This window comes from Rhizobium sullae (assembly GCF_900169785.1).
GTDB classification, from domain to species: domain Bacteria; phylum Pseudomonadota; class Alphaproteobacteria; order Rhizobiales; family Rhizobiaceae; genus Rhizobium; species Rhizobium sullae.
In genome coordinates this window covers 149,525-174,471 of sequence record NZ_FWER01000015.1, presented here as the reverse complement: position 1 = coordinate 174,471, position 24,947 = coordinate 149,525, and the positions used below count along the sequence as shown (strand labels likewise).

General features: G+C 60.2%; 27 protein-coding genes. 15 read left to right on the top strand and 12 right to left on the bottom strand.

The genetic code is table 11. The annotated features are described in order from the left end of the window. Nucleotides 1–28: 28 nt before the first annotated feature. On the top strand, nucleotides 29–2,539 hold the full coding sequence (locus BN1800_RS15560) for a heavy metal translocating P-type ATPase (RefSeq protein ID WP_086999101.1): 2,511 nt from the start codon (nucleotides 29–31) through the stop codon (nucleotides 2,537–2,539). A gap of 12 nt (nucleotides 2,540–2,551) precedes the next feature. Next, nucleotides 2,552–2,947, top strand: a complete 396-nt coding sequence (gene cueR / locus BN1800_RS15555; protein WP_027509654.1) for a Cu(I)-responsive transcriptional regulator — start codon at nucleotides 2,552–2,554, stop codon at nucleotides 2,945–2,947. Here the strand turns inward: cueR and BN1800_RS15550 are convergent. Next, nucleotides 2,944–3,372, bottom strand: a complete 429-nt coding sequence (locus tag BN1800_RS15550; RefSeq protein ID WP_086999097.1) for a type II toxin-antitoxin system VapC family toxin — start codon at nucleotides 3,370–3,372, stop codon at nucleotides 2,944–2,946. The two genes, cueR and BN1800_RS15550, sit on opposite strands and share 4 nt — an antisense overlap. After that, nucleotides 3,372–3,611 carry a type II toxin-antitoxin system VapB family antitoxin gene (locus BN1800_RS15545; protein WP_086999093.1) on the bottom strand — a complete coding sequence of 80 codons (240 nt, stop codon included), beginning with the start codon at nucleotides 3,609–3,611 and terminating at the stop codon, nucleotides 3,372–3,374. Before BN1800_RS15545 ends, BN1800_RS15550 begins: the two co-directional genes overlap by 1 nt. A gap of 126 nt (nucleotides 3,612–3,737) precedes the next feature. Between BN1800_RS15545 and BN1800_RS15540 the strand changes: the two genes are divergently transcribed. Genes BN1800_RS15540 through BN1800_RS15530 form a run of 3 tightly spaced genes read left to right on the top strand, consistent with a single transcriptional unit; the run spans nucleotide 3,738 to nucleotide 5,769 of the window. Then, a complete protein-coding gene (locus BN1800_RS15540; protein WP_027509651.1) occupies nucleotides 3,738–4,277 on the top strand; it encodes a sigma-70 family RNA polymerase sigma factor in 540 nt (179 codons plus the stop codon). Then, a complete protein-coding gene (locus BN1800_RS15535) occupies nucleotides 4,264–5,031 on the top strand; it encodes an anti-sigma factor family protein (protein ID WP_086999090.1) in 768 nt (255 codons plus the stop codon). Before BN1800_RS15540 ends, BN1800_RS15535 begins: the two co-directional genes overlap by 14 nt. Before the next feature lie 21 nt (nucleotides 5,032–5,052). Further along, the gene (locus tag BN1800_RS15530; protein WP_027509649.1) at nucleotides 5,053–5,769 is read left to right on the top strand and encodes a Bax inhibitor-1/YccA family protein; all 717 of its coding nucleotides are present in this window, start codon (nucleotides 5,053–5,055) and stop codon (nucleotides 5,767–5,769) included. A gap of 126 nt (nucleotides 5,770–5,895) precedes the next feature. On the opposite strand, the gene BN1800_RS15525 is transcribed toward BN1800_RS15530, so the two are convergent. From BN1800_RS15525 to BN1800_RS15515, 3 genes are all read right to left on the bottom strand, one after another. Further along, nucleotides 5,896–7,014: an RHE_PE00001 family protein gene (locus BN1800_RS15525; protein ID WP_086999087.1), complete on the bottom strand. Its 1,119-nt coding sequence runs from the start codon at nucleotides 7,012–7,014 to the stop codon at nucleotides 5,896–5,898. Between the two features lie 78 nt (nucleotides 7,015–7,092). Next, complete coding sequence (gene hutC, locus BN1800_RS15520; RefSeq protein ID WP_086999084.1) at nucleotides 7,093–7,806, bottom strand: histidine utilization transcriptional repressor HutC; 714 nt, start codon at nucleotides 7,804–7,806, stop codon at nucleotides 7,093–7,095. A 56-nt stretch (nucleotides 7,807–7,862) separates the two neighbouring features. Beyond that, nucleotides 7,863–9,209 carry a formimidoylglutamate deiminase gene (locus BN1800_RS15515; RefSeq protein WP_086999081.1) on the bottom strand — a complete coding sequence of 449 codons (1,347 nt, stop codon included), beginning with the start codon at nucleotides 9,207–9,209 and terminating at the stop codon, nucleotides 7,863–7,865. A gap of 119 nt (nucleotides 9,210–9,328) precedes the next feature. Here BN1800_RS15515 and hutI point away from each other — a divergent pair, with 119 nt between their 5' ends. The 3 genes from hutI to hutU are packed head-to-tail and all read left to right on the top strand — an operon-like array spanning nucleotide 9,329 to nucleotide 13,786. Continuing rightward, nucleotides 9,329–10,579, top strand: coding sequence for an imidazolonepropionase (gene hutI, locus BN1800_RS15510; RefSeq protein ID WP_086999078.1), 1,251 nt, complete (start codon nucleotides 9,329–9,331; stop codon nucleotides 10,577–10,579). Further along, nucleotides 10,576–12,111: a histidine ammonia-lyase gene (gene hutH, locus BN1800_RS15505; RefSeq protein ID WP_086999075.1), complete on the top strand. Its 1,536-nt coding sequence runs from the start codon at nucleotides 10,576–10,578 to the stop codon at nucleotides 12,109–12,111. The genes hutI and hutH overlap by 4 nt, the downstream gene beginning before the upstream one ends. Nucleotide 12,112: 1 nt before the next feature. After that, the gene (hutU, locus tag BN1800_RS15500) at nucleotides 12,113–13,786 is read left to right on the top strand and encodes a urocanate hydratase (RefSeq protein ID WP_086999071.1); all 1,674 of its coding nucleotides are present in this window, start codon (nucleotides 12,113–12,115) and stop codon (nucleotides 13,784–13,786) included. Nucleotides 13,787–13,800: 14 nt separating this feature from the next. Here the strand turns inward: hutU and BN1800_RS15495 are convergent, their stop codons facing one another. Together BN1800_RS15495 and BN1800_RS15490 are read right to left on the bottom strand one after the other, a co-directional pair. Continuing rightward, nucleotides 13,801–14,184 carry a type II toxin-antitoxin system VapC family toxin gene (locus BN1800_RS15495; RefSeq protein ID WP_086999069.1) on the bottom strand — a complete coding sequence of 128 codons (384 nt, stop codon included), beginning with the start codon at nucleotides 14,182–14,184 and terminating at the stop codon, nucleotides 13,801–13,803. Then, nucleotides 14,181–14,438 (bottom strand): type II toxin-antitoxin system Phd/YefM family antitoxin, encoded by a 258-nt coding sequence (locus BN1800_RS15490; RefSeq protein ID WP_086999066.1) that lies wholly within the window; start codon nucleotides 14,436–14,438, stop codon nucleotides 14,181–14,183. Before BN1800_RS15490 ends, BN1800_RS15495 begins: the two co-directional genes overlap by 4 nt. 72 nt (nucleotides 14,439–14,510) lie before the next feature. Between BN1800_RS15490 and BN1800_RS15485 the strand changes: the two genes are divergently transcribed. The 5 genes from BN1800_RS15485 (at nucleotide 14,511) to hutC (BN1800_RS15465) (ending at nucleotide 18,499) form a co-directional block, all read left to right on the top strand. Continuing rightward, nucleotides 14,511–15,095, top strand: a complete 585-nt coding sequence (locus tag BN1800_RS15485) for a HutD/Ves family protein (RefSeq protein ID WP_086999063.1) — start codon at nucleotides 14,511–14,513, stop codon at nucleotides 15,093–15,095. Nucleotides 15,096–15,210: 115 nt separating this feature from the next. Beyond that, complete coding sequence (locus BN1800_RS15480; RefSeq protein WP_086999060.1) at nucleotides 15,211–16,158, top strand: ABC transporter substrate-binding protein; 948 nt, start codon at nucleotides 15,211–15,213, stop codon at nucleotides 16,156–16,158. A 65-nt stretch (nucleotides 16,159–16,223) separates the two neighbouring features. Further along, nucleotides 16,224–16,997, top strand: coding sequence for an ABC transporter permease (locus tag BN1800_RS15475; RefSeq protein WP_086999057.1), 774 nt, complete (start codon nucleotides 16,224–16,226; stop codon nucleotides 16,995–16,997). Next, nucleotides 16,994–17,779 carry an ABC transporter ATP-binding protein gene (locus BN1800_RS15470; protein ID WP_086999053.1) on the top strand — a complete coding sequence of 262 codons (786 nt, stop codon included), beginning with the start codon at nucleotides 16,994–16,996 and terminating at the stop codon, nucleotides 17,777–17,779. The genes BN1800_RS15475 and BN1800_RS15470 overlap by 4 nt, the downstream gene beginning before the upstream one ends. 21 nt (nucleotides 17,780–17,800) lie before the next feature. Then, the gene (hutC, locus tag BN1800_RS15465) at nucleotides 17,801–18,499 is read left to right on the top strand and encodes a histidine utilization transcriptional repressor HutC (RefSeq protein WP_086999050.1); all 699 of its coding nucleotides are present in this window, start codon (nucleotides 17,801–17,803) and stop codon (nucleotides 18,497–18,499) included. A gap of 6 nt (nucleotides 18,500–18,505) precedes the next feature. Here hutC (BN1800_RS15465) and BN1800_RS15460 read toward each other — a convergent pair whose 3' ends face one another. From BN1800_RS15460 to BN1800_RS15445, 4 genes are read right to left on the bottom strand one after another with little or no spacing between them, the layout of a single operon-like run. Continuing rightward, nucleotides 18,506–19,318, bottom strand: coding sequence for a 3-methyl-2-oxobutanoate hydroxymethyltransferase (locus BN1800_RS15460; RefSeq protein ID WP_086999047.1), 813 nt, complete (start codon nucleotides 19,316–19,318; stop codon nucleotides 18,506–18,508). A gap of 29 nt (nucleotides 19,319–19,347) precedes the next feature. Then, nucleotides 19,348–20,574, bottom strand: coding sequence for an NAD(P)/FAD-dependent oxidoreductase (locus BN1800_RS15455; RefSeq protein ID WP_086999044.1), 1,227 nt, complete (start codon nucleotides 20,572–20,574; stop codon nucleotides 19,348–19,350). Nucleotides 20,575–20,584: 10 nt separating this feature from the next. Beyond that, nucleotides 20,585–20,899 carry a MocE family 2Fe-2S type ferredoxin gene (locus BN1800_RS15450; RefSeq protein ID WP_086999041.1) on the bottom strand — a complete coding sequence of 105 codons (315 nt, stop codon included), beginning with the start codon at nucleotides 20,897–20,899 and terminating at the stop codon, nucleotides 20,585–20,587. A 24-nt stretch (nucleotides 20,900–20,923) separates the two neighbouring features. Further along, nucleotides 20,924–22,012: a fatty acid desaturase family protein gene (locus BN1800_RS15445; RefSeq protein ID WP_086999038.1), complete on the bottom strand. Its 1,089-nt coding sequence runs from the start codon at nucleotides 22,010–22,012 to the stop codon at nucleotides 20,924–20,926. A gap of 145 nt (nucleotides 22,013–22,157) precedes the next feature. Between BN1800_RS15445 and BN1800_RS15440 the strand changes: the two genes are divergently transcribed. Next, nucleotides 22,158–23,186 carry a LacI family DNA-binding transcriptional regulator gene (locus tag BN1800_RS15440; protein WP_086999035.1) on the top strand — a complete coding sequence of 343 codons (1,029 nt, stop codon included), beginning with the start codon at nucleotides 22,158–22,160 and terminating at the stop codon, nucleotides 23,184–23,186. A gap of 158 nt (nucleotides 23,187–23,344) precedes the next feature. Next, the gene (locus BN1800_RS15435; protein WP_086999032.1) at nucleotides 23,345–24,157 is read left to right on the top strand and encodes a TIM barrel protein; all 813 of its coding nucleotides are present in this window, start codon (nucleotides 23,345–23,347) and stop codon (nucleotides 24,155–24,157) included. A gap of 30 nt (nucleotides 24,158–24,187) precedes the next feature. Here BN1800_RS15435 and cobM read toward each other — a convergent pair whose 3' ends face one another. Then, complete coding sequence (gene cobM, locus BN1800_RS15430) at nucleotides 24,188–24,946, bottom strand: precorrin-4 C(11)-methyltransferase (protein WP_086999029.1); 759 nt, start codon at nucleotides 24,944–24,946, stop codon at nucleotides 24,188–24,190. Nucleotide 24,947 lies beyond the last annotated feature (1 nt).

Below are 24,947 nucleotides of genomic sequence, written 5' to 3'. Positions count from 1 at the left end.
ACTGCCCGTCGGGACAAAGGAGAAGCCTATGAATACGCACGATCACCACCATCACGGCGCCGGCAGTTGTTCCCGCGGGCACGGTAGCGCCGACACTGGCGGGGCCATATTTGCCCGCGATCCCGTCTGCGGCATGATGGTAGATCCGGATGCGGACAAGCCGAGCCTCAATTACCAGGGCCACACCTATCATTTCTGCTCCGACGGTTGCCGTAAGAAATTCGAAGCCAATCCGCAGAATTATCTCGCGGCCAAGGATCCGGTTTGCGGCATGTCCGTCGATCGCGCGACCGCGCTGCATTTCCTGAAGTACGACGGCGAGAAATTCTACTTCTGCTCGGCGGGATGCAAGGCAAAGTTCGAGGCCGATCCGGAAACCTATCGCCACGGAAAACGGCTGGCACAAAAGCCTATGCCGAAGGGTACGCAATATACCTGCCCGATGCATCCGGAAGTCATCAGCGATCATCCCGGCGACTGCCCGAAATGCGGCATGGCGTTGGAACCGATGGGTGTTCCGCCGGCGGACGAGGGCCCGAACCCGGAGCTTACCGATTTCACGCGGAGGCTCTGGATAAGCGCCGCTTTGGCCATTCCGCTACTCGTTCTCGGCATGGGTCCGATGATCGGACTGCCGTTGCGCGATGCGATCGGCGAGCCGCTGGCAAGCTGGATCGAACTTTTGCTCGCAACCCCTGTCGTGCTTTGGGCTGCCCTGCCCTTCTTTCGCCGGGCTTGGAACTCATTCCTCAACCGCAGCCCGAACATGTGGACGCTGATTGGCCTCGGCGTGGGCACTGCTTATGTCTACAGCGTGGTCGCTGTGCTTGCGCCCGGCCTTTTCCCCATGAGCTTCCGGGGGCATGGCGAGACTGCGCCCGTCTATTTCGAGGCGGCGTCCGTCATCGTGGCGCTCGTCTTCGTCGGCCAGGTGCTGGAATTGAAGGCGCGCGAGCGGACGGGCTCGGCCATACGGGCCTTGCTCGACCTTGCGCCGAAGACGGCACGCCGCATCAATGCAGACGGCAGCGAAACGGATATCGAGGTGGACGAGATCGCGAGCGGCGACCTGCTGCGGGTGCGGCCAGGCGAACGCGTTCCAGTCGACGGGTCGGTCATCGATGGGCAATCGACCATCGATGAATCCATGATTACCGGCGAACCGCTACCGGTCGAAAAGACGAAGGGCGATGCCGTCACCGGCGGGACGATCAACCGGAACGGCACTTTCGTGATGACGGCAGAGCGCGTAGGTGCGGAAACAACCTTGTCGCGCATCGTTGACATGGTCGCCAAGGCGCAGCGCTCGCGGGCGCCGATCCAGGCCGCGGTTGACCGGGTCTCGGCCTTCTTCGTGCCTGCCGTTGTTGTAACGGCGATCGTCGCCTTCATCGCCTGGGCAATTTTCGGGCCGGTGCCGCCGATGGCACATGGCCTGCTTGCCGCGGTTGCCGTGCTCATCATCGCTTGCCCCTGCGCACTTGGCCTTGCAACCCCGATGTCGATCATGATCGCCACCGGGCGTGGCGCGCAGGAGGGCGTGCTGATCAAGGATGCCGAAGCGTTGGAACGTTTTTCGAAGGTCGATACGCTGATCGTCGATAAGACCGGCACTTTGACGGAAGGCAAGCCCCGCCTCACGGACGTCGTCCCGGTTGGCGGCACAGATGAACAGACGTTGCTCTTATTGGCGGCAAGTCTGGAACGCGGGTCAGAACATCCGCTTGCCGAGGCAATTGTCGCCGGTGCGGAAGAGCGCAAGATCAAGCCGATCGATGTCACGGGCTTCGAGGCTATCACCGGTAAAGGCGTGAAAGGCGATGTGGACAACGCTGCCGTAGCGCTCGGCAATGCCGCGATGATGAACGATCTCGGGATTGATACCGCGCCGCTTGCCGAAAAGACCCGCGCCCTGCGCGACGAGGGCAAGACCGTGATGTTCGTCGTCATCGACGGCAGTCTTGCGGGTTTCGTTGCGGTTGCCGACCGGATCAAGGCGACGACGGCTGAGGCGATCCGCGCGCTGCACGAAAGCGGGCTGCGCATCATCATGGCGACTGGCGACAATGAGCGCACGGCAAACGCCGTCGCAAAAAGTCTCGGGATCGATGAGGTGCGCGCCGACGTTTTGCCGGAAGACAAGAAGGCGCTGATCGACGAACTGCATGCAAAGGGTGCGGTCGTTGCAATGGCCGGCGACGGCGTGAACGACGCTCCGGCACTTGCCGCCGCAGATGTCGGCATCGCCATGGGAACGGGGGCGGATGTGGCGATGGAAAGTGCCGGCATTACCTTGGTGAAGGGTGACCTCAACGGGATCGTGCGCGCCCGGCGGCTGGCGGAGGCGACGATGCGCAACATCCGCCAGAATCTCGGCTTCGCTTTCGGCTACAATGCTCTAGGCGTGCCGGTGGCCGCAGGCGTGCTCTACCCGGTCTTCGGCCTGCTGCTTTCGCCGATGATTGCGGCAGCGGCCATGAGCCTATCGTCTGTCTCCGTCATCGGCAACGCGCTGAGGCTGAGGCTCCAGAAACTCTGAGAGGACAAAAGAATGAACATCGGCGAAGCATCGGACCGCTCCGGTCTGCCACCCAAGACCATCCGCTATTACGAGGATATCGGTTTGATCCGCCCCGGAAGGGGCGGAAACGGCTATCGCGACTATGAGGCCACCGATGTTCACAAGTTGCGTTTCCTCCAGCGTTCCCGCGGGCTCGGCTTTTCTGTCGAGGAATGCCGGCAACTGCTGGCGCTTTACGAGGACAAAAGCCGGGCAAGCGCCGACGTGAAGGAGATCGCACAAGGCAAGCTCCATGAGATCGACCGGAAGATCCGGGAGATGTTGGAATTGCGGCGCACGCTGGAGCATCTTGTGCATGCCTGCCACGGCAACGACCGGCCGGACTGCCCGATACTGGAGGAGTTGTCGGATGGCAAAAACGTCTAGAAATCAGGGCCAATTGTTTTGAGATCGGTCAGCGTAAAACCGGCGTCCTTCGTTAGGATCGGCATGTTGCCCGCCTTTGCCGCCGCATAGTGAAAGCAATCTGCCAGATTGAGCGCACTGTTGCGATTAGCATCGGGATAACGATGGCGTCCACATTTTTCGAAGGCGCTTAGGGCAATGGTATTTTCAGTAAGCGTTATCGATACGACTGCAATCTCTGCAAGCCGCAGAAACTCCTGGACCTTTGCCTCGGCTTCAGCCATCGGAATCTGTTTCTTGCGATAGATAGCGGCTGCCGCCTCCCATACAGCAAGGACGGAAGTGACAAGCTCGCCGCGAGGAACCTCATCGAGGGCTCTCGCAAAACTGTCCCATTTCTGCTCCTGCAAGAGCAGCGCGATGATGACCGGCGCGTCGACGAACATCAGTATTCGCCGCTGAGATCGTCGAAGAATTTCTTATCGAGAACGACGTCGCTATCTCTGTAGGATGCGATCTTTTCTTGCAGCGGCCTTAACCGCTCACGAAAAGGCAGCGTTTCGTCTGTGCGGCGAAGCTCGTTTTCAAGCGCGAGCCGCACGGCCTCGGTCTTGTTGATGCGCTTCTTCGCAGCCAGCTGTTCAGCCAGCTGGTTCACAGTCTCGCTTCTTATATTGAGAGGCATGGCGCACGCTCCTGTGTAGACAATTTATAGATAGCGTCTACACGGACCAGAAGCCAAGAACTTCATCAGCTTAAAAATTTCGAAAAAAGCAGGAATAAAACATCATCGGCAATCGTATACTCAACCATGGAACGGAAAGAACGGCCCTTCGACGTCATCGGGCAGCTCGCGGCGCTCAGGCGCTATGCGCGTGCGCTGGTGCGCAATTCGGATGACGCTGAAGACCTTGTGCATGATGCGCTCGTGCGCGCCTTCGAGAAGCGGCAGAGCTTCCGGCGTGCCGGCAACCTGCGCACCTGGCTGCTTTCCATTTTGCACAACGCCCATATCGATCGGGTTCGTCAGAACCGGTCCGTAGCGCGCCGGCACGATGAAGCGGCTCTTGAGACGGACTCGTCGCTGCCGGCGGGACAGGAACATGCGGTGCGTCTTCAGCAGGTCCGTGACGCTTTCTTCGACCTGCCGGAAGAACAGCGCGAGGCACTGCATCTCGTTGCGATCGAGGATCTTTCCTATCAGGAAGCTGCAGCCTCGCTCGGCATCCCGGTCGGAACGCTGATGTCGCGGGTCTCACGCGCCCGCGCGCAGCTTCGCGAATTCGAGGCAGCAACGCCCCGCGCCTCGCACCTGAGGTTAATCGGAAGGAACGGCAATGAAAGCAGTTGATCCGATCATCGATACCGATCTCGACGCCTATGTGGATGGCGAGCTGGACGTGGCGCGCCGCATTCAGGTGGAATCCTATCTTTCCGAGAACCCGGCGATTGCTGCAAAGGTAATGGCCGATCTCAGCATGAAGGGCGAGCTGCGCCTGGCGCTTGCCGGCGAAAATGCCTTCGGCCGGATCGAGACGCGGGATGCCGCACGGCGTCTGGAGCGTGGTCTCTCTTACGGCCGTATCTTGCATGCGGTTCAGCGGGCCGCTGCCGTCGGCGTGCTCGTGATGGCAGGTTGGGTGGCACATACCTCCTTTGGCGCCTTTACGGCGACGGAGGTTGTCGCGTCCGTTCCAGCTCCGCCCTATGTCGAGGATGCGGTGCAGGCCTACCAGACGGCCAAACTTCGCGAAACGATGCCTTCGCAGACGGCTGCGAAATATAATCCTGACGAGATTCGCGCGGATACCGCGATCGTGATGCCGGAACTGCCGAAGGAGTGGGAGGTTTCCGATGTCCAGATTTTTCGGTCCGAATTCGGCCCGAGCGTCGAAATGGCAATCCGGGAACCGGACGGCAAGCGGCTTTCGCTTTTTGCCGTGCGGCCGGGCGCTTTTGCCGTTCAGCCGGTCAGCCATCTGGCGCTCGACAATGCCGAGGCCGCTTACTGGCAGATCGGCGAGGTCGCCTATGCACTGATCGCCAGCGACAGGGATCTTGAACTCGACCGGGCTGCCGAGGGGCTCGCCCGTTCGCTCTACTAGTTTGAACCAGAGGAGATCAAAATGAATCCGAACAATCCGCGTTACGGCTACGGCTCTGCCGCCAGCTCGCAGGTTCTCTTCGACGAGGGCCTCCGCAAGCACATGCTGCGCGTTTACAACTACATGGGTCTCGGTCTCGTCATCACCGGGATCGTCGCCTTCATCGTCGGCAGCACGCCGGCCCTTTACGTGCCGATCTTCCAGTCGCCGCTGAAGTGGGTAGTCATGCTGGCGCCGCTAGCCTTCGTCTTCTTCTTCTCGTTCCGCATCCAGACGATGTCGGCAAGTGCCGCGCAAATGACGTTCTGGGCGTTCTGCGCGGTTATGGGTCTATCGCTGGCCTCGGTATTCCTCGTCTTCACCGGCACGAGCATCGCGCGCACGTTCTTCATCGCCGCGACGATGTTCGGCGCGACCAGCCTCTATGGCTACGCGACCAAGCGTGATCTTTCCGGCTTCGGCTCGTTCCTGATCATGGGCCTGATCGGCGTCATCATTGCCAGCATCGTCAACCTCTTCCTGGGTTCGAGCGCGCTGCAGTTCGCCATCTCGGTGATAGGTATCCTCGTCTTCGTCGGCCTGACTGCCTGGGACACGCAGAATATCAAGGAACAGTTTTCGGAAAACCACGATCAGGAATCGAACCAGAAGCTTGCCGTCTTTGGCGCGCTCTCGCTCTACCTGAACTTCGTGAACATCTTCCAGCTCCTGCTCAACTTCACCGGCGAGCGGGAATAAAGACCGCGCTTCTGGGGGCAAAGGAAGCGCAAGAGCGCCCGGTCTGCAATCTGTGACAGGATGGCGAGCCGGGCGTTCACCTTAAAAAGACGGCCGGGCTTGATGTCCGGCCGTCTTTCTTTTGTGTCAGATGATGCCCCAGGCGCGGTAACGTCCGCGGCCGGTGATTTCGCGGATGCCGATCTCGTTCAGCAGATTGAGGGCACCTCGGCTCGTGACCTGCAATTGGCGGGCGACCATCGCCGAGGATACCATGGGGCGCGAAAGGACGAATTCCGCAAGCTGCGGCAGACTGCTGTTTGAGCGGCGATCCCGGAAGCGCAGTTCCATCTGGGTGCGGGCAAGAGATAAGCGATCCATCTCCTTAAGCCCGGTCGCAGCGCTCTCCGTGATGGCGTCCAGAAAAGCGAGCAAGCGAGTCAGGCGATCGCGCGAGCGGCGCTTCTCGTGGCGGATGGACTTCAAACCGGCATAGAAGGCAAAGAGATGCGAGGCGACCTTACCCCGGGACCGCAGATAGCCCGAAACAAGGAGGCCGCCCAGCCAGTGCTGACGTCTGATCGGCTCGGTTCGCTCCCAGGCCTCGAAAAGCACTGCGGCGGCCAAGGCAGGAGGCAACTCGTCGGCAAGCGGAATGAGCGCACGCCAATCGGATAGGCGCTGGGCCTCGTCCCATTCGTCGTCGCCGAAGAGGCCGAGCGGATCGGCGCGCGTCTCCTTCGGCCTTTCTTCCACCGCAGGAGCTCCGCCGAGATGGGTATCCAGTAATCGCTGAGAGCGGGCGAGTACGGCGTCGATCTCGGCAAGTTCCACCGATAGCAGCGCTTCGGCTTCCTCCTCCGCTTCATCGGGCGGCGCTATCGCCCCCTTCACTTCTGTTGCGCGCGCGGTTTCCTCCAGACCGGCGCCGGCAAGCGCATTCAATCCGGCAGCACTAAGCGCCCAAGTGGGGTCGGCCGTCCAGATGCGGCGACGCGCCCGCAGGACAGCATGGGCAATCGTCAGTTCGTGGCTCGGCGTCCGGCTGTCCATATGTGCATCATGCAGCACCAGGTCTTCGACATGTACGAGTTCTCCCGCAACCCAGAGAGCGCTTGCCGCATCGAAAAAGTGGCCGCGTTCGGCAAAACCGTCGCCGACAGGCGAACGGGCTGCTCTTTCATCCAGCCTGGCCAGCATATCTTCCGCCAGCGCGATTGCAGGCAGCAGGCTCTTCAGCATTGCGTTGTCGATTTCGTAGCGCATCTTTTATCGGCCGGAAGTCATCTCAACGTTTACTTCCGCTATTTGCAGCATGATTCGCAATAGACGTGCTGCGAATTCTCAGGAGGCCGGGCTGAAGCGCGCGACGAGCGCATGGCGGTCTCCGGGATAGGTAAAGCGCACATGCGTAACCGATCCGGCGCTGCTCCAGGTGCGACGCTCGATAACGAGGCAGGCTGTCGAACGGGCGATGCCGAGCGCTGCTGCTTCCTCAGCACCGGCCTCAAACGCGTAAATTTTGTGCTCCGCCGCACTCCACGGAACCTGTTTTAAGAGCCAGGCGCCAGGGGCGAGCGCGCTGAAGTCGGCATCGGCCGCTTCGGGGACTGCACTAAGATTGATCAGGCGCTGCTCCAGGCAGAAAGGCCGGGTCCCCGCGAAATGGACGCAAACGATCTCTTTCACGAGACCGCCCGCCGGAAGATCGAGGTTGTCTTCGGCCTTTATTTTGCGGCTCACACTTTTCGTGACCGAATAGGAGTAGAGCAAGTTCAGCGACTGAACTTCCGCCTTGATGTCGTGGATTTCCAGTACGGCCGACTGTGCCTGCGGCTGGGTGACGAAGCTGCCGGACTTCTTGCGGCGCTCGATCAGCCCGGCTTTTGCAAGTTGCGTCAGCACTTTGTTGACGGTCATGCGTGAGCATCCATATTGCATGGCGAGATCGACCTCAAATGGAATGCGATAACCAGGCTGCCACTCGCCGGAGACGATCCGGCCTTCGATCTCGCTCAAGATGCGCTGATGCAGGGTCGCATCCTTGCTGCCGTTCATAACTCACTCCGCTTCGGGTCCGCTGCTCTAGTTGGAACGCAGCGGCAAGAAAAGACTTAGGCGGCGACCAGCTCGTGCATTGCTGCGAGGAAACTCCGATTGATCGCCTCGCGCTGCCGATGACGGCCGGCTTCGACCTGTTTGCGCCCAAGGGCCCAGACGCAATCGACAGCGACGCCGCCGGCAAAGATCCAGTGGTCGAGGATATGGTCATCGGTGAGATAAGGCACTGCGCCACAATCGAGCGCGACGATATCCGCATAGTTACCTTCAGCGAGACCCCCTGCAGCATCGAGAGCCGCACTGCCGCCCGCAAGTGCATTGTCCAGCAGTGCACGGCCCGTCGAGCTGCCGCTCTTGGCAATTACGTTGCGGGCGCGAAGCGCCAGCCGTTCGGAATATTCGAACTGGCGGAGCTCTCCAGGAAGCGAGATCTGCACATTCGAATCCGACCCGACGCCATATCGTCCGCCCTCTTCGAGGAAAAGCGGCGCCTGAAAGGTGCCGTCGCCGAGATTGGCCTCGGTGATCGGGCAAAGACCGGCGATCGCACCGCTTTTCGCCATGCGCCGGGTTTCATCGTCGGTCATGTGGGTGGCATGGATAAGGCACCAGCGGCGGTCGACGGGCGCATGCTCAAGAAGCCACTCGACGGGTCTTGCGCCTGACCAGGCGATGCAATCGTCCACTTCTCTCACCTGTTCGGCGACGTGGATATGGACCGGTCCGCCTTCTGCAAGCGGCAGGAGCTTTGCCATCTCATCGGGTGTGACGGCGCGCAGGCTGTGAGGTGCCATACCAAGCTTTCCGCCTTCCAGCTTTTGCGTGACCGCGCGAGCCCGCTCCATCAATTTGCCGAAGCTCTCGAGCGAATTGATGAAGCGCCGCTGGCCCTCGACGGGCGCTGCACCGCCGAACCCGGAATGCGCGTAAAAGACCGGCAGCAATGTCAGGCTTATGCCTGCCGTCTTGCTCGCGGCGCCGATGCGTTCCGCCAGCTCCGCAATATTAGCGTAGGGGCTGCCGTCCTTGTCATGATGCAGATAATGGAATTCACCGACACGCGAAAAGCCGGCTTCAAGCATTTCCATGTAGAGCTGTGCGGCAACTGCCTCCACATGCTCGGGCGTCATCGAAAGCGCGAACCTGTACATGACAGTGCGCCAGCTCCAGAAGCTGTCATTTGCAGGACCACGGACTTCGCCAAGGCCTGCCATGGCGCGCTGGAAGGCATGGCTGTGCAGGTTGGGCATCGCAGGAATAAGGAGGTGGTGGCGCTCGTCGCTCGCCTCGGCCTTCGCGCCGGCCTCGATCTTTGCGATACGGCCGCCTTCAAGCGACAGTCGTACGTTGCTTCGCCACCCCTCCGGCAAGAGTGCGGTCGCCGCATGAAGTGTCGTCATCGCCTTTTCCCTTCCTGTGAGCCTTCTATCTTTCTTTTCCATGGAAACGCCCAAATTTCCACTTGTCACCCGATTAATATGTATATACATGTTTCGGCATAAGGAAAGGCGTAAAGCTGATGAGCGGGAACAATCTTTTTACGAAGGAGCAGAGGCCGAGCCTCTGGCGCAACTGCCGGCTCATGACGCTCGATCCGGGTAAGCCAGGCTTAGGCACCGTCGAAAAAGGCGCGATCGTCACCGATAACGGCCGCATTTCCTATGCCGGTCCGGAAGGCGAGCTGCCCGTTTCTGTCATCGAGCGTGCCGAAATCGTCGACCTTGAAGGCCGTTGGGTGACGCCGGGGCTTATCGATTGCCACACCCACATCGTTCATGGTGGCAACCGCGCGCGCGAATTCGAAATGCGGCTTGCGGGGGCATCCTATGAAGATCTTGCCCGCGCCGGCGGCGGCATCGTCTCCTCGGTCAGGGCGACGAATGCGCTTTCCGTCGAAGGCCTTGTGCAAGCTTCACTGCCCCGCCTCGATACGCTGCTTTCCGAAGGCGTGACGACGATCGAGATCAAGTCGGGCTACGGTCTTTGCATCGCTGGCGAAGTAAGGATGCTGGAGGCTGCCCGAGCGCTCGGCTATGCACGGCCTGTGCGCGTCAACACGAGCTATCTCGGTGCCCATGCGACCCCCACCGAATACAAGGGCCGCAACCGCGATTATATATCCGACATCGTGCTGCCCGCGCTCGAAGAGGCATATGGCAAAGGCCTTGTCGATGCGGTCGATGGTTTCTGCGAAGGCATTGCCTTCTCTGCGGAAGAGATTGGCCTTGTCTTTGATCGCGCCGAGGCGCTCGGCCTCCCCGTCAAGCTGCATGCCGAGCAGCTATCCAATCTGGGCGGCGCCGAGCTTGCCGCCGAGTATGGTGCGCTTTCGGCGGATCATCTCGAATATCTCGATGACGACGGCGTGGTCGCCATGGCGGCAGCCGGAACCGTCGCGGTGCTGCTGCCCGGCGCGTTTTACGCGATCAACGAAAAGCAGAAGCCGCCGGTAAACGCGCTACGTGCCGCCGGTGTTCCGATCGCCGTCGCGACGGATTGCAACCCAGGCACCTCGCCCCTCACCTCCCTGCTTCTGGCGATGAATATGTCGGCGACGCTGTTTGGCCTGACGGTTGAGGAATGTATTGCAGGCGCCACACGTGAAGGCTCTCGCGCACTCGGCCTTCTTGCCGAAACCGGCACGATCCAGGCCGGAAAATCGGCCGATCTTGCCATCTGGGATATCGAGAGCCCGGCCGAGCTTGTCTATCGCATCGGCTTCAACCCGCTTTTTGCGCGTGTCTTCAAGGGCGAAAGGATCGACCGTTGACCATCATCCTCCATCCAGGTTCCGTTTGTCTGAAACAGCTGGAAACGATCTACTGGACCGGCGAACCGGCAAAGCTCGATGCCACCTTCGACGCTGGAATTCAAAAGGCCGCAGCGCGCATCGCCGAGATCGCCGCGGGCAATGCGCCCGTCTACGGCATCAATACCGGCTTCGGAAAGCTTGCCTCGATCAAAATCGACAGCGCCGATGTCGCCACACTTCAGCGCAATCTCATCCTCTCGCACTGCTGCGGCGTCGGCGCACCGTTGCCGGAGAATGTCGTGCGCCTCGTCATGGCGCTGAAGCTCGTGTCACTTGGCCGCGGCGCTTCCGGTGTACGGCTGGAGCTGGTGCGGCTGATCGAGGGAATGCTCGACAAGGGCGTCATCCCGGTCATTCCGGAAAAAGGCTCCGTCGGGGCCTCGGGCGATCTTGCACCGCTTGCCCATCTGGCGGCGGTGATGATGGGAGAGGCCGAAGCCCTCTTCAAAGGTGAGCGCCTTCCAGGCGGGGAGGCCTTGAATCGGGCTGGCCTCAAGCCGGTTATTCTCGCCGCAAAGGAAGGCCTTGCACTGATCAACGGCACGCAAACCTCGACCGCGCTCGCGCTCGCCGGTCTCTTCCGCGCACATCGTGCCGCTCAGGCGGCCCTGATCACCGGTGCCATGTCGACCGATGCCGCGATGGGTTCGTCAGCACCATTCCATCCGGATATCCATACGCTGCGCGGTCATCGCGGCCAGATCGATACGGCAGCCGCACTTCGGACGCTACTTGAAAGCTCTGTCATTCGTGAAAGTCATGTCGAAGGCGACGAGCGTGTGCAGGATCCCTATTGCATCCGCTGCCAGCCGCAGGTCGACGGTGCATGTCTCGATCTCCTGCGTTCTGTTGCCCGCACGCTCGAAATCGAAGCCAATGCAGTGACCGACAATCCGCTGGTGCTTTCCGACAACTCCGTCGTTTCCGGCGGCAATTTTCATGCCGAGCCGGTCGCCTTCGCCGCCGATCAGATCGCGCTTGCGGTCTGCGAGATCGGCGCAATTTCGCAGCGTCGTATCGCGCTTCTGGTCGATCCGGCTCTCTCCTACGGGCTTCCGGCCTTTCTCGCCAAGAAGCCGGGGCTCAATTCCGGCCTGATGATCGCGGAAGTCACCTCTGCCGCGCTGATGTCCGAAAACAAACAGATGTCGCATCCGGCTTCCGTCGACTCGACGCCGACGTCGGCAAACCAGGAGGACCATGTTTCCATGGCCTGCCATGGTGCGCGCCGTCTGCTGCAGATGACCGAAAATCTCTTCGGCATCGTCGGTATCGAAGCGCTGACGGCCGCACAAGGCGTCGAATTGCGCGCGCCGCTTGCGACCAGCCCTGAATTGCAAAAGGCGATCGCTGTCATCCGCAATGTGGTGCCGACGCTGGAAGTCGATCGCTACATGGCGGACGATCTACGCGCCGTCAGCGAACTCGTTGCAACCGGCGCGTTGAACACGTCCGTTTCCGAACACATCCTTCCATCCCTGGAGATCTGAGATGAGCAATCCCCGTCACAACATCCGCGAGATCCGTTCACCTCGAGGGCTGGAACTCAATGCCAAGAGCTGGATGACCGAAGCGCCGCTTCGCATGCTGATGAACAACCTCGATCCGGACGTGGCCGAAAATCCGAACGAACTCGTCGTCTATGGCGGCATCGGCCGCGCCGCCCGCACTTGGGACGATTTCGACCGGATCGTCGCGACCTTGAAGACGCTCACCGAAGAAGAGACGCTTCTGGTGCAGTCCGGAAAGCCGGTCGGCGTCTTCCGCACGCATAAGGATGCGCCGCGCGTTCTGATTGCCAATTCCAACCTCGTGCCGCACTGGGCGACCTGGGACCACTTCAACGAGCTCGATAAGAAGGGCTTGGCGATGTACGGCCAGATGACGGCCGGCTCGTGGATCTATATCGGCACGCAGGGCATCGTGCAGGGCACTTACGAGACCTTCGTCGAGGCGGGCCGCCAGCATTATGGTGGCAACCTCAAGGGTAAATGGATTTTGACCGGCGGCCTTGGCGGCATGGGCGGCGCGCAGCCGCTGGCGGCCGTTATGGCAGGCGCCTGCTGCCTTGCGGTCGAGTGCAATCCGGATTCAATCGATTTCCGCCTGCGCACCCGCTATGTCGATGCCAGGGCCGAAACGCTGGACGAGGCGCTCGAGATGATCGGCCGCTGGACCAAGGCAGGCGAAGCCAAGTCGGTCGGCCTTCTCGGCAACGCCGCTGAAATCCTGCCCGAAATGGTTCGTCGCGGCATCCGTCCGGATATCGTCACCGACCAGACCTCTGCGCATGATCCGATCAACGGCTATCTTCCGAAAGGCTGGACGATCGCGCAATGGAAAGCGATGCGCGAAACCGATCCGAAGGCGGTCGAAAAGGCCGCCCGCGCCTCAATGCGCGAGCATGTCGAAGCAATGATCGCCTTCTGGGATGCAGGCATTCCGACGCTCGACTACGGCAACAATATCCGCCAGGTCGCCCAAGACGAGGGTCTCGAAAACGCCTTTGCCTTCCCCGGTTTCGTGCCGGCCTATATCCGCCCGCTTTTCTGCCGCGGCATCGGCCCGTTCCGCTGGGCAGCACTCTCCGGCGATCCGGAGGATATCTACAGGACCGACGCCAAGGTGAAGGAACTGCTGCCGGACAACAAGCACCTGCACAACTGGCTGGACATGGCACGCGAGCGCATCTCCTTCCAGGGCCTGCCGGCGCGCATCTGCTGGGTCGGCCTGGGCGATCGGCACCGTCTGGGCCTTGCCTTCAACGAAATGGTGAAGAGCGGCGAACTCAAGGCTCCGATCGTCATCGGCCGCGACCACCTCGACTCCGGCTCGGTTGCATCGCCGAACCGCGAGACCGAAGCGATGAAAGACGGTTCCGGCGCCGTCTCCGACTGGCCGCTGCTGAATGCTCTTTTGAACACTGCCTCCGGCGCAACTTGGGTTTCACTGCACCACGGCGGCGGTGTGGGCATGGGCTTTTCGCAGCACTCCGGCATGGTCATCTGCTGCGACGGGACCGATGACGCCGCCCGCCGCATCGAGCGCGTGCTCTGGAACGACCCGGCAACCGGCGTCATGCGTCATGCCGACGCGGGTTATGACATTGCAGTCGACTGCGCTGAGGAGAAAGGTTTGCGGCTGCCGGGGATTCTGGGAAATTGAACCAAGCAACGTCCTCAGAACGGCTTGAGGGCTGGATACTGCAAGACCATTTTGTCGACGGTGACGAGCGGAATACCTTCAATAATCGCCTGAGCAATCAGGATGCGATCGAAAGGATCTTTATGGAGGGTCGGAAGGCCGGCGATGGCGATTGCATGCTCGCTGTTTATCGGAAGCTCGCAATAGCCATTTTCGAGTAGACGATAGCGCAGAATATAGGGATCGGCCTGAAAATCAGTCCGCCCCTGACCATGTTTTATGGCTGTTTCCCAAATACTTGCCGGGCTGAAGAGAAGTTCGTTTTGCTCCTCTTCAATGAGAGCTTTGATGCGATTGGGGATTGCGCCGATATCACCCGCCGCCCAGATCAGAATATGAGTGTCGAGGAGAAATCTCATTTTGGAAAGATATCGCCGCCGTAAAACATCTCCTCGATTTCATCCGCCATCATCGTGTCGAAATCGTCAGGAACCTTTATGAGACCCTTCATGAAGCCGATCCGCCGCTTTTTGGGCGCATCGACATCATCGATTGGAACGACCTTGACCATCGGCTTTCCGGCTTTGGCTATGATAAAGGGTTCTCCCTTCGCCGCCTTCTCGATCAGCCGCGAAAGGTGCGTCTTCGCCTCATGTATGTTCACGGTTTCCATAGTGACCTCCAGCGGACTTAGTCCATTAAACTTAGTCTATTTGATCTCCTATGACAACAACGGATCATAGCCATGCCGCGTACGGCCATTCTCACCGCTGACACGCACCGGCGCATGCCGTGGAAGAACGGCGGCGGCGAGACGGTAGAGATCGCTGTTTCGCCGCATGGTGCAGCCCTCGACGATTTCGACTGGCGGGTCAGTATGGCCACCGTTGCTTCCGACGGACCATTTTCGATCTTTCCCGGTACTGACCGCACACTTTCAATCCTTGCCGGTAACGGAATGTCCTTGGAAATCGACGGCCATGCGCCGGTCGTATTGGCACAACAGAGCGAACCGTTCGCCTTTGCGGCTGACATTGCCGTCATGGCACGGTTACAGGCGGGACCGATCACCGACCTCAATATTATGACGCGGCGAGACGGCTTTGTGCATAAGGTCGAACGGCTACATATCGGCCTGAATTGGAGCGGCACTCTACCGGCTGCACTATCGCTTGTGCTGTGTCACGACGGAAAAGCAGCATTCGAATTGGCCGGAGAACACGGCTCGCTTGAAACTGGCGACGTCTTGATGATCAAAGGTCATTACGGCGCCGCTTTGACACTCGCCGGCGTCGCACACTGCTATCTCATCGGCATCACGGCTATCTGAAGCCAAGGTGATTTCCTCGTATTTTGTATAGACAAAAGAAAAGCAGCGTGCCTAGTATGTCCCAATAAACAGGCAAACTCCTTACATGCCTAAACAAAGAGCAGGGAACTCAGACATGAAAAAAGCACCGATTTTTGCCGCGGCCCTAGCCGCCCTTCTCGCTGGCAGCGCGGCGCACGCCGCCGACACCAAGGTCTCCATCGGCATTTCCGGTTGGACCGGTTTCGCGCCGTTGACGCTTGCCAAGGAGGCCGGCATCTTCAAGAAGCACGGTCTTGACGTCAACATCGTCAAGGTCCCGCAGGCAAGCCGTCATCTGGCGCTGGCATCTGGCGACATCCAATGCGCGGCGACCACCGTCGAAACCTGGATTGTCTGGAACGCGGCCGGCGTCGCGACCAAGCAGATTTTCCAGCTTGATGTCTCGCATGGCGCCGACGGCATTGCCGCCAAACCCGGTATCGAAAAGGTCTCCGACCTCAAGGGCAAGTCGGTCGCTGCGTCCGCGCCGGGTACCTCGCCCTATTTCCTGCTCGCCTTCATCCTTGCCAAGAACGGCCTCAGCATGAAGGACGTGACGATCGTCAACATGGAGCCAGGCCCGGCAGCACAGGCGCTGCTTGCCGGCCAGAACGATGCGGCCGTCACCTATGAGCCCTATCTTTCAAGCGTTCGCGCCGCTCCGGACAAGGGCAAGATCATCGCGACCACGGTCGATTATCCGGCCGTCATGGATACTTTCGGCTGCACGACTGCCTTCCTGAAGGACAATCCGGATGCCGCCAAGGCGCTTGCCGCGAGCTACTACGATGCGCTTGATATGATCAAGACGGACAAGGAAAAGTCCTATGAGATCATGGGCAAGGACGTGAAACAGTCCGGCAAGGCATTCGGTGATTCTGCCGCCTATCTCGAATGGCAGGACAAGGCCGCGGCACAGAAGTTCTTCGAAACGACCTTCAAGAGCTTCAACGAAGAAGCCGCCGATCTTCTGCTTTCGGCCGGCGTCATTAAGGTGAAGCCTGATCTTTCGACTCTCGCCGACCCATCCTTCATCAAGTGATCCGCAGACATTCAAGGGAGCGCCGGGACGGCCCAGGCGCTCTAGTTATTCAGTAAGGGCGCGGCATGCATCCACTTCAACCCATCGGAGCCCGCAGTCGGGCGCTGTTCGGCCTGCTGTTCTTCGTGCTGTTCTTCGCGGGCTGGGGCTATGCCACGCTCGGCGGCTATGTGTCGAAAACCTTCCTCGCCGATCCGATCACCATGGTGCAGGACGGCTACGACCTTTTGGTCAACCAGGGCTTCCTCTTCGACATCGGCATGACGATTTGGCGCGTCGGCGGCGGCTTCATCCTGTCAGCCCTCGTAGCCGTTCCGCTCGGCATCATCATGGGCGCCTACAAACCGGTCGAGGCGCTGCTCGAACCTTTCGTCTCCTTCGCGCGCTACCTGCCCGCCTCGGCTTTCGTGCCGTTGCTGATCCTCTGGGCCGGGATCGGTGAGACGCAGAAATTGTTGGTCATCTTCATCGGCGCCGTGTTCCAGATCGTGCTGATGGTGGCGGTCTCGGTTTCCAATACCCGCCGCGATCTCGTCGAAGCAGCCTATACGCTCGGCGCCAAGGACAGCGGCGTTGTCCGCCGCGTGCTCATTCCCGCCAATGCACCCGACATTGCTGAAACACTGCGCCTCGTGCTCGGCTGGGCCTGGACTTATGTCATTGTCGCCGAACTGATCGGCGCCTCCTCGGGCATTGGCTACATGATCATCAACAGCCAGTCGCTGCTTGCGACCGGCCAAATCATCTTCGGCATCATCGTTATCGGCCTGATCGGCCTTGTCTCGGATTTCGCCTTCAAATGGCTGAACCGCTGGCTTTTTGCCTGGAGGCTCGCATGAGCGAACTCGTCATAAAGGGTCTCAGCCGCACCTTCCCCGGTGTTCGCGGCGGTCAGCCGACGCTTGCGCTGCAGCCGACCGATCTTAGCATTCCGCGCAACGACTTCGTCACCATCCTCGGACCGTCCGGCTGCGGAAAATCGACGCTCTTGCGCATCATCGCCGGTCTCGACCGGCCGACGGCCGGCACCGTCGCGCTTGAGGGCAAGGCAGTCAAAGGTCCAGGCGCCGATCGCGGCATGGTGTTCCAGTCCTACACGCTTTTCCCCTGGCTGACGGTGCGCGACAACGTCGGCTTCGGCCTGCGTGAGAAAGGCATTCCGGAGACGGAAAAGAAGGAGATCGTCGACAGCTACATCGACAAGGTCGGCCTTCGCGGCTTCGAGCATCACTGGCCGAAGCAGCTGTCTGGCGGCATGCAGCAGCGCACGGCAATCGCCCGGGCGCTTGCCAACAATCCGAAAATCCTGCTGCTCGACGAACCCTTCGGCGCGCTCGACAATCAGACGCGCGGCCTGATGCAGGAGCTGCTGCTTGGTATCTGGGAGCGTGAGCAGAAGACGGTCATCTTCGTGACTCACGATATCGAGGAAGCCGTCTTCATGGCCTCGCGTGTCGTCACGATGACGGCGCGGCCGGGCCGCATCAAGTCGATCACGCCGGTCGATCTGCCCCATCCGCGCCACTACACGATCAAGGCCAGTTCCGAATTCTCGGCTCTCCGGCTGAAGCTGACGGAGGAGATCCGAAGCGAGGCGATCGCCGCCGCGGCACATGGATAGGAGGAAGTGGCTGTGGGGGAAATGCCGCTTCACCTGCGCATCCTGAACGATGTCGAAAAGCGGATCCTCTCCGGCGAATGGCCGCCGGGCCACCGCATTCCCTTCGAGCACGAGCTGACTGTGCAATACGGTTGCTCGCGCATGACAGTGAACAAGGCGCTGACGGATCTCGTCAAGAAGGGGCTGATCGAGAGGCGGCGGAAGGCTGGGACCCATGTGAGCTTCCCGCATGTCCAATTTGCCGTCATGGAGATCCATGATCTGCGACGCGAGGTACAAGCGCTCGGCCTCCCCTATCGCTACGAGATCGTCAGCCTCAAGCCCCGGCGTGCACGGCGCGAGGACAATGCGAGGCTCGACCTTGCAGCGGGCGCCTCGGTGCTCGAAATCGTCTGCGATCACTTCGCCGGCGACCGGCCCTTCTGCCACGAAGAGAGGCTGATCAATCTTGCCGCCGTTCCCGAAGCGGCGAAGGAGACTTTCGAAGAAGGACCGCCCGGAACGTGGCTGCTTGGCAAGGTGCCGTGGAGCTCCGCAGAACACCGGATTCGCGCAGAGGCCGCAAAAGCGAAAATCGCTTCCGCTCTCTCAATCCCAACCGGGAGTGCCTGCCTCGTCGTCGAGCGTACAACCCATTACAGCGGCCTGCAGATCACCCATGTAATACTCACCTATCCCGGCGACAGGCACGCGCTCGTGGCCCAGTTCAAGCATGGCTAAGGGCAATCACGCGCCGGTCAATTCGCTGCGCAGGCGATGCAGGAAGATTTTCAGTTCCTCCTCGTCGATGCCGACGAGGTGGCGCTTTTCCGGATAGGTGCCACTTTTGACATCTTCGGCGAACTCGGTGAAGGCTGCGATCCGCTCGCGCTGCAGCCGGTCATTTTCGGCGGCGAAATCGCGATAAACCTTGGCGTGGCGTGGGTAGTGGTTACGGTTTGCGCCAAGCACGTCGTCGGCGAAAAGATACTGCGCATCGCAGCCGCTGCCCGCGCCCATGGAAATCATCAGCATGGAGGTGTTCTGGCTGATCACCTTGGCGACATCGCCAGGTACCACCTCGATTTCGGCGGCAAAGGCGCCGGCCTCTTCCAACGCTTTCGTCTGCCGCCAGATTTCAAACGCGCTTGCGGCTGTCTTGCCGACGGCGCGGAAGCCGCCGGTCCAGGTCGCCTTCGACGGGATCAGCCCGACATGGCCGCAGACCGGAATGCCCTCGTCGCGCATCCGCCGGATCGTCTGCAAGCTCGCCGCGCAATAGACGGCGTCGCCGCCCGCCTTCAACGCCTTGAAGGCCTCGCGCATATATTCCTCGGCTGAAACATAGTCGCCATATTCGAGCCCCGGTATGGCAAAAGAACTTGGGGCCGCCTCACGAAAGAGCGAACCGAGCAGTGCCGGCGGTACGGAGATGATGTCGATCTTCGCCTTTTCAGCAGCCTCTGCCTCCTCGAGCGTCGTCACGCGAAGCATGGTCAACTGCCGCTTGCCTTTCATCGAAAGCAGATCAGCAACGGTCGGCCGGGTGTGTTTTTTCATGGCGTTTCCTCTGAAAAGATCGACGGCCGTCAGGCGGCGAGAAGGGATTTGAGTTTCACATGACTTGTGGTGAGCGCTGCTGGATCGGGACATGCCCGCGCGGCAATCAGCATTTCCGCAAGCCGGATATCGCGGGCAACGGCATTGCCCGGCCCGATACCGCTTGCCGCAATCAACCGCCCTGTCTCATCCAGATGGAAGAGGATGAAAGCTCCGTCCCCGAGGTCGCGCCGCAGATGGGTGACTGCGCCCTCGGCAAGTCCGGCGATTTGCAAGGTCATGTCGTATTGATCGGACCAGAACCATGGAACAGCCGATACGGCTTCACCGGTGCCGAGCATATTGGCGGCAGCAAGGTTGCCTTGCTCCTGCGCGTTGCGCCAGGATTCGAGCCGTACGCGTATGCCGCTGTAAATATCAAGAGGGAACGAGCAGCAATCGCCCGCGGCAAAGACATCCAGCGCCGAGGTCTGCAGATGGGCGTTGACAGCAATCCCGTTTTCGATCGCAATCCCCGCCTTTTCCGCGAGCTCGACATTCGGTCTTGCACCGATCCCCACAAGGACAAGATCGGCCTCGACCACGTCGCCGGCAGCAAGCGTGATCCCCGCCTTTTCGTCGGCTTCATTCAGCGACTCGATGGAGACGCCGCAGCGAATGCGCACACCTTCGACGCGATGCCGCGCACAGACCGCATCGGCGATCACCTCCGGCACGCCGCGTTTCAATATGCGCTCCAGGCCCTCGAGAACGGTAACATCCGCTCCAAGCTTTCTAGCTGTCGCAGCGACCTCAAGCCCGATGAAGCCGCCGCCAATGATTGCAATGTGCCTGCCTGGCTTCAGCATATGATGCAATGCCATCGCATCGTGATGCGTTCTCAGCGAACGGATACAGGCGCTGCTTTCCGGCATCCCGGGAAAGGGTCGCGCTCTTGCGCCGGTCGCCAGCAACAGCTTGTCGTAGGCGATGATCGCGCCATCGGCGAGCGTGACTCTCTTGTTCCTCACGTCGAGATTGATCGCCGTAGCGTCCGTCCGCAGATGGATGCCGCTTTCGGCATATCTCTCCGGCGCGGCGATGAATTTCGGTTGAAGCGCCCCGGCAAGGCCCGCCTTGGAAAGCGGCGGCCTTTCGTAAGGCGCAACCGGCTCGCTGCCGATCAGGGTGACTTCATCGCCAAAACCCTTCTCGCGCAGCCCAAAGGCTGCACGAGTGCCGCATTCGCCTGCTCCGATGATGACATAGTGAGCCACGGTGCACCCCCTAGATGGAAATGAAGACGGTGCCGCCTTCGACCTTGACGGGGTAGGTATTTAGGTTGACGCAGACCGGCGCACCCTTGGCCTCGCCCGTCTTGTAGTTGAAGCGCCCGTTGTGCTTTGGACATTCGATGATCTCGTCCATCACCAATCCATCGGCAAGATGGATGTGCTCATGCGTGCAGAGGCCATCGGTTGCGAAGAACTCGTCGTCGGGACTGCGATAGACGGCAAAGGTCTTGCCGTCATGGTCGAAACGCATGACATCCTCCTCGTCGATATCGCCAGTGGCGCACACTTCGATCCAGTTTCCGCTCATTTTCATCCTCCCAGAGGGCTGGTCTCATTGCGCAGCAGGCGCGAGCTCGTTGTGAAATTCCTCGCGATAGGGCCGCGCCGTCGGCGGCAGCTCACGCTTCAGGAAGTAGTCCTCATTGCGCAATTGGCGCAGAAAGGCCGGGGCCATTTCGCGATAACCCGACCAGATCGACGGGCTTGGCGCCGGCAGGTCGTGCTTGATCATCGCATGCAACTGCGGCAGCGCATGGTAGGGTACCATCGGGAACATGTGATGCTCGACATGATAGTTCATGTTCCAGTAGATGAAGCGGCTGATGGCATTCATGTAGACCGTGCGGCTGTTCAGCCGATGGTCGATGACATTGTCAGCAAGCCCGCCATGCTGCAGCAGGCCGGTCAACACATGGTGCCAGGCGCCGTAAAGCCGCGGCAGGCCAATCAGCACCAGCGGCAGGAACGAACCCAAAGTGATCGCAAGCGCGACGGTTGCGCCGTAGATCGCCAGCCAGATACGGGCAATACGGATCGCCTTCGGCTGTTCCATCTCCGGAATGAACGTCTTTTCCTCGGCGCTGATCACGCCAAAACCGTTGCGGATCATATCGACCACGGCATGCCAAACGTCGAGAAGGCCAAAGAAATTAAGGATCAGCCGCACAAGATCCGGCGGGCGCATGACGGCAATTTCCGGATCGCGGCCGACGATGACCGTATCAGTATGATGGCGGGTGTGGCTCCAGCGCCAGGTTACCGGATTGCGCATGATCATGAAGCAGGCGATCTGATAGACGGCATCGTTCATCCAGCGCATTTTGAAGGCGGTGCCATGCCCGCACTCATGCCAGCGGCTATCGGATGCCGAGCCGTAGAGCACGCCGTAAGCAAGGAGGAACGGCACACAAAGCCACGAGCCCCAGAAATAGATACCAAGCCCAGCAAAGGCTGCCATGGCGCCTAGCCAGATCGCCGTATCGCGAATTGCCGGCGCATCGGAACGCTGCATCAGCGCCTTCATATCCTTGCGCGGAATCTCGGTGTGATACCACTCGGCCGCGGCCAACCCGATCTCAACCGCAGTGCGGCCGCTTTCGCCGAGCAGGCTGTAATCGCGCTTCGTCGCCTTCGTCGTCATGCTTTCCTCCCGGGCCTCCGCACCCATCGCTGATGGACGAGAATAAGTTGACTTTGAAAAGCACTCAATGCAGGTTTGATATAATCTATCAAAGAACATCATGAGTGAATTGCATTCGTGATGGAATTCCATCAGGATTAAGCGTATGCGCCGACCGACCATCTCCGATCTCGCCCGCGCTTCCGGCGTCAGCGTTGCGACTGTCGACCGCGTGCTGAACGGTCGCCATCGTGTGCGTGAGGAAACGGCAAGACGTGTCTATGATGCGGCGGAATCGATCGGCTATCACGCGCTCGGCCTCATCCGTCAGCGCGTCTTCGAAGACCTGCCGCAATACAAACTGGCTTTTCTACTGCAGAAGCCGATGCAATCCTTCTATCAGAATTTTGCAAGAGAGATTGAAACTGCAGCACGCGGGGTGGCGACGGCGCGCATTCAGACGCAGATCGATTTTCCCGCGGCGTCCACGCCCGCCGCGATCACGGAAAAGATAAAGGCGCTTGCAGCACGCAGTCAGGCCATTGCCCTTGTCGGTCCGGATTATCCTGCTGTGGCAGCCGCAATCGAAGAACTCAAAGAGAAGGGTGTACCAGTCTTCTCCCTTCTTTCAGATTTTGCCGCCGGCGTGCGCAAGGGCTATATCGGGCTCGACAACAGCAAGGTGGGCCGGACCGCTGCATGGGCAATCGCCAAAACGGCGCCGCACCCAGGAAAGGTTGCCTGCTTCGTCGGCAGCCATCGCTTTCACGGTCATGAACTGCGGGAAATGGGCTTCCGATCCTATCTTCGCGAGAATGCGCCGGAATTCGAGGTGGTCGAGACGCTTATTAATCTCGAGACTTCGGAAATAACCCATGAGGCGACTCTGACGCTTCTGCAAAAACACCCGGACCTCGTCGGGCTTTATGTCTGCGGTGGCGGGATGGAAGGTGCTATTTCGGCAATCCGCGAGGAAGGGTTCGTCGGCAAGATCGTGCTGATCGTCAACGAGCTGACGCCGGAAAGCAAGGCAGGGCTCGCCGATGATGTCGTCACGATGGCGATCTCAACGCCACTGCCCGCCTTGTGCAAGGAAATGATGACATTGATGACGACCGCCGTCGAAAACGGCGAGGCTGCCGTTCCCGGCCAAACCTTTTTGCCCCTCGAAATCTACATTTCAGAAAATATCTGAAGACTGATGGAATTCCATCATTCCTTTGGAAATTCTTGCATAAATGATGGAGTAACAGGCCCGATATGGCGTGGCTTGCGCCAGGATTTCCATTAGAGATTGCCCTGACGAAACCATATAGGCTCATCGATTGATGTGCCTTGGGAGGAGAGACTGAAATGACATCCATCCCCTTTGCGCTGAACCATATGTCGGCGCCCGCGCTGAAGATCGGCGAATTTTTCGCGCTCGCAAAGCAGCTCGGCATCGACGCCGTCGAAATCCGCAACGATCTGTTCGGCAACGCCATTCTCGACGGCACCGAACCGGAAGAGATCAAGCAGGCGGCGGCCGATCATGGGCTTTCGATCATCTCCATCAACGCGCTGCAGCGCTTCAACGAATGGAACGAGACGCGCTCGCACGAAGCTGCGGAACTGATCGGCTATGCAGCCGCCTGCGGGGCCGAAGCGCTCGTGCTTGTACCCAAGAATGACGGCACCGGCCGCGAAGATGGTGCGCGTCAGGCCAATCTGCGCCAAGCACTGCAAGCGCTAAAGCCGATGCTGGAAGCGGCCGGCATCATCGGCCTCGTCGAGCCGCTTGGTTTTGAAATCTGCTCGCTGCGCTCGAAAACAGAGGCAGCCGATGCGATCGAGGCGCTTTCGGCGCAATCGACGTTTAAATTGGTCCACGACACGTTCCATCATCACTTAGCCGGCGAGGAACCGATCTTCCCGCGTCTGACCGGCCTCGTCCATCTCTCCGGCGTCAGCGATCTGGACGTTTCCGTCAGCGACATGCGCGATTCGCACCGCGTTCTCGTCGACGCCTCCGACCGACTCGACAACGCCGGGCAGATGCGCACGCTCTTGCAGGCAGGCTACAAGGGTCGCTTCTCCTTCGAGCCCTTTGCGGACGAAGTGCATGGTTTGACAGATCTTGCGGCAGCCTTGAAGGCAAGCATGAACTATCTGTCGGCAGCGATCTGAGCGTTAATGACGAGCCGGCGATCCGGCTCGCTATTCTCTACCCCTGAACCGCCGCTGATAGGCGGGGTCGTAAAGCGCGCTTTCGCGAAAATCGCGGGCAGAAAGCGTCGGACCGACGAAGATGATCGCCGTGCGTTCAACCGGTTCGAGAGCGACCCTCGCCTCGATATCGGCAAGCGTGCCGTGCAGGATACGTTCGTCAGGCCAGGAAGCCTTGACGACAATGGCAACGGGGCAATCGGCGCCGTAAAGCGGAGTCAGTTCTTCGACGACCTGCCTGAGCGCATGAATTGCCAAATGGATCGCAAGAGTCGAGCCCGTCGCGCCGAATTTGGCAAGTGTTTCCTCATTCGGCATCGGCGACGCGCGGCCTGAGACGCGGGTCAGCACCAGGCTCTGGGCAACAGCCGGAATAGTCAGCTCGCGGCCAAGTGCGGAGGCGGCCGCGGCAAAGGCCGGAACGCCCGGCGTCATCGTGTAGGCGATGCCCAGTTTTTCGAGGCGTCTTGTCTGCTCGGCAACCGCGCTCCACACGGAAAGATCGCCGGAATGCAGGCGCGCCACGTCCTCGCCGGCCTTGGCGGCACGCAGATACTCCGCCTCGATCTCATCGAGCGACATCGGCGCGGTATCGATGATGCGCGCATCCGGCGGGCAGTATTGCAGCAGTTCCGGGGATACGATCGATCCGGCATAGAGGCAGACCGGGCATCTGGAGATGAGGTCGCGCCCTCGAACGGTGATGAGATCGGCCGCACCCGGGCCTGCTCCGATAAAGTGAACCGTCATC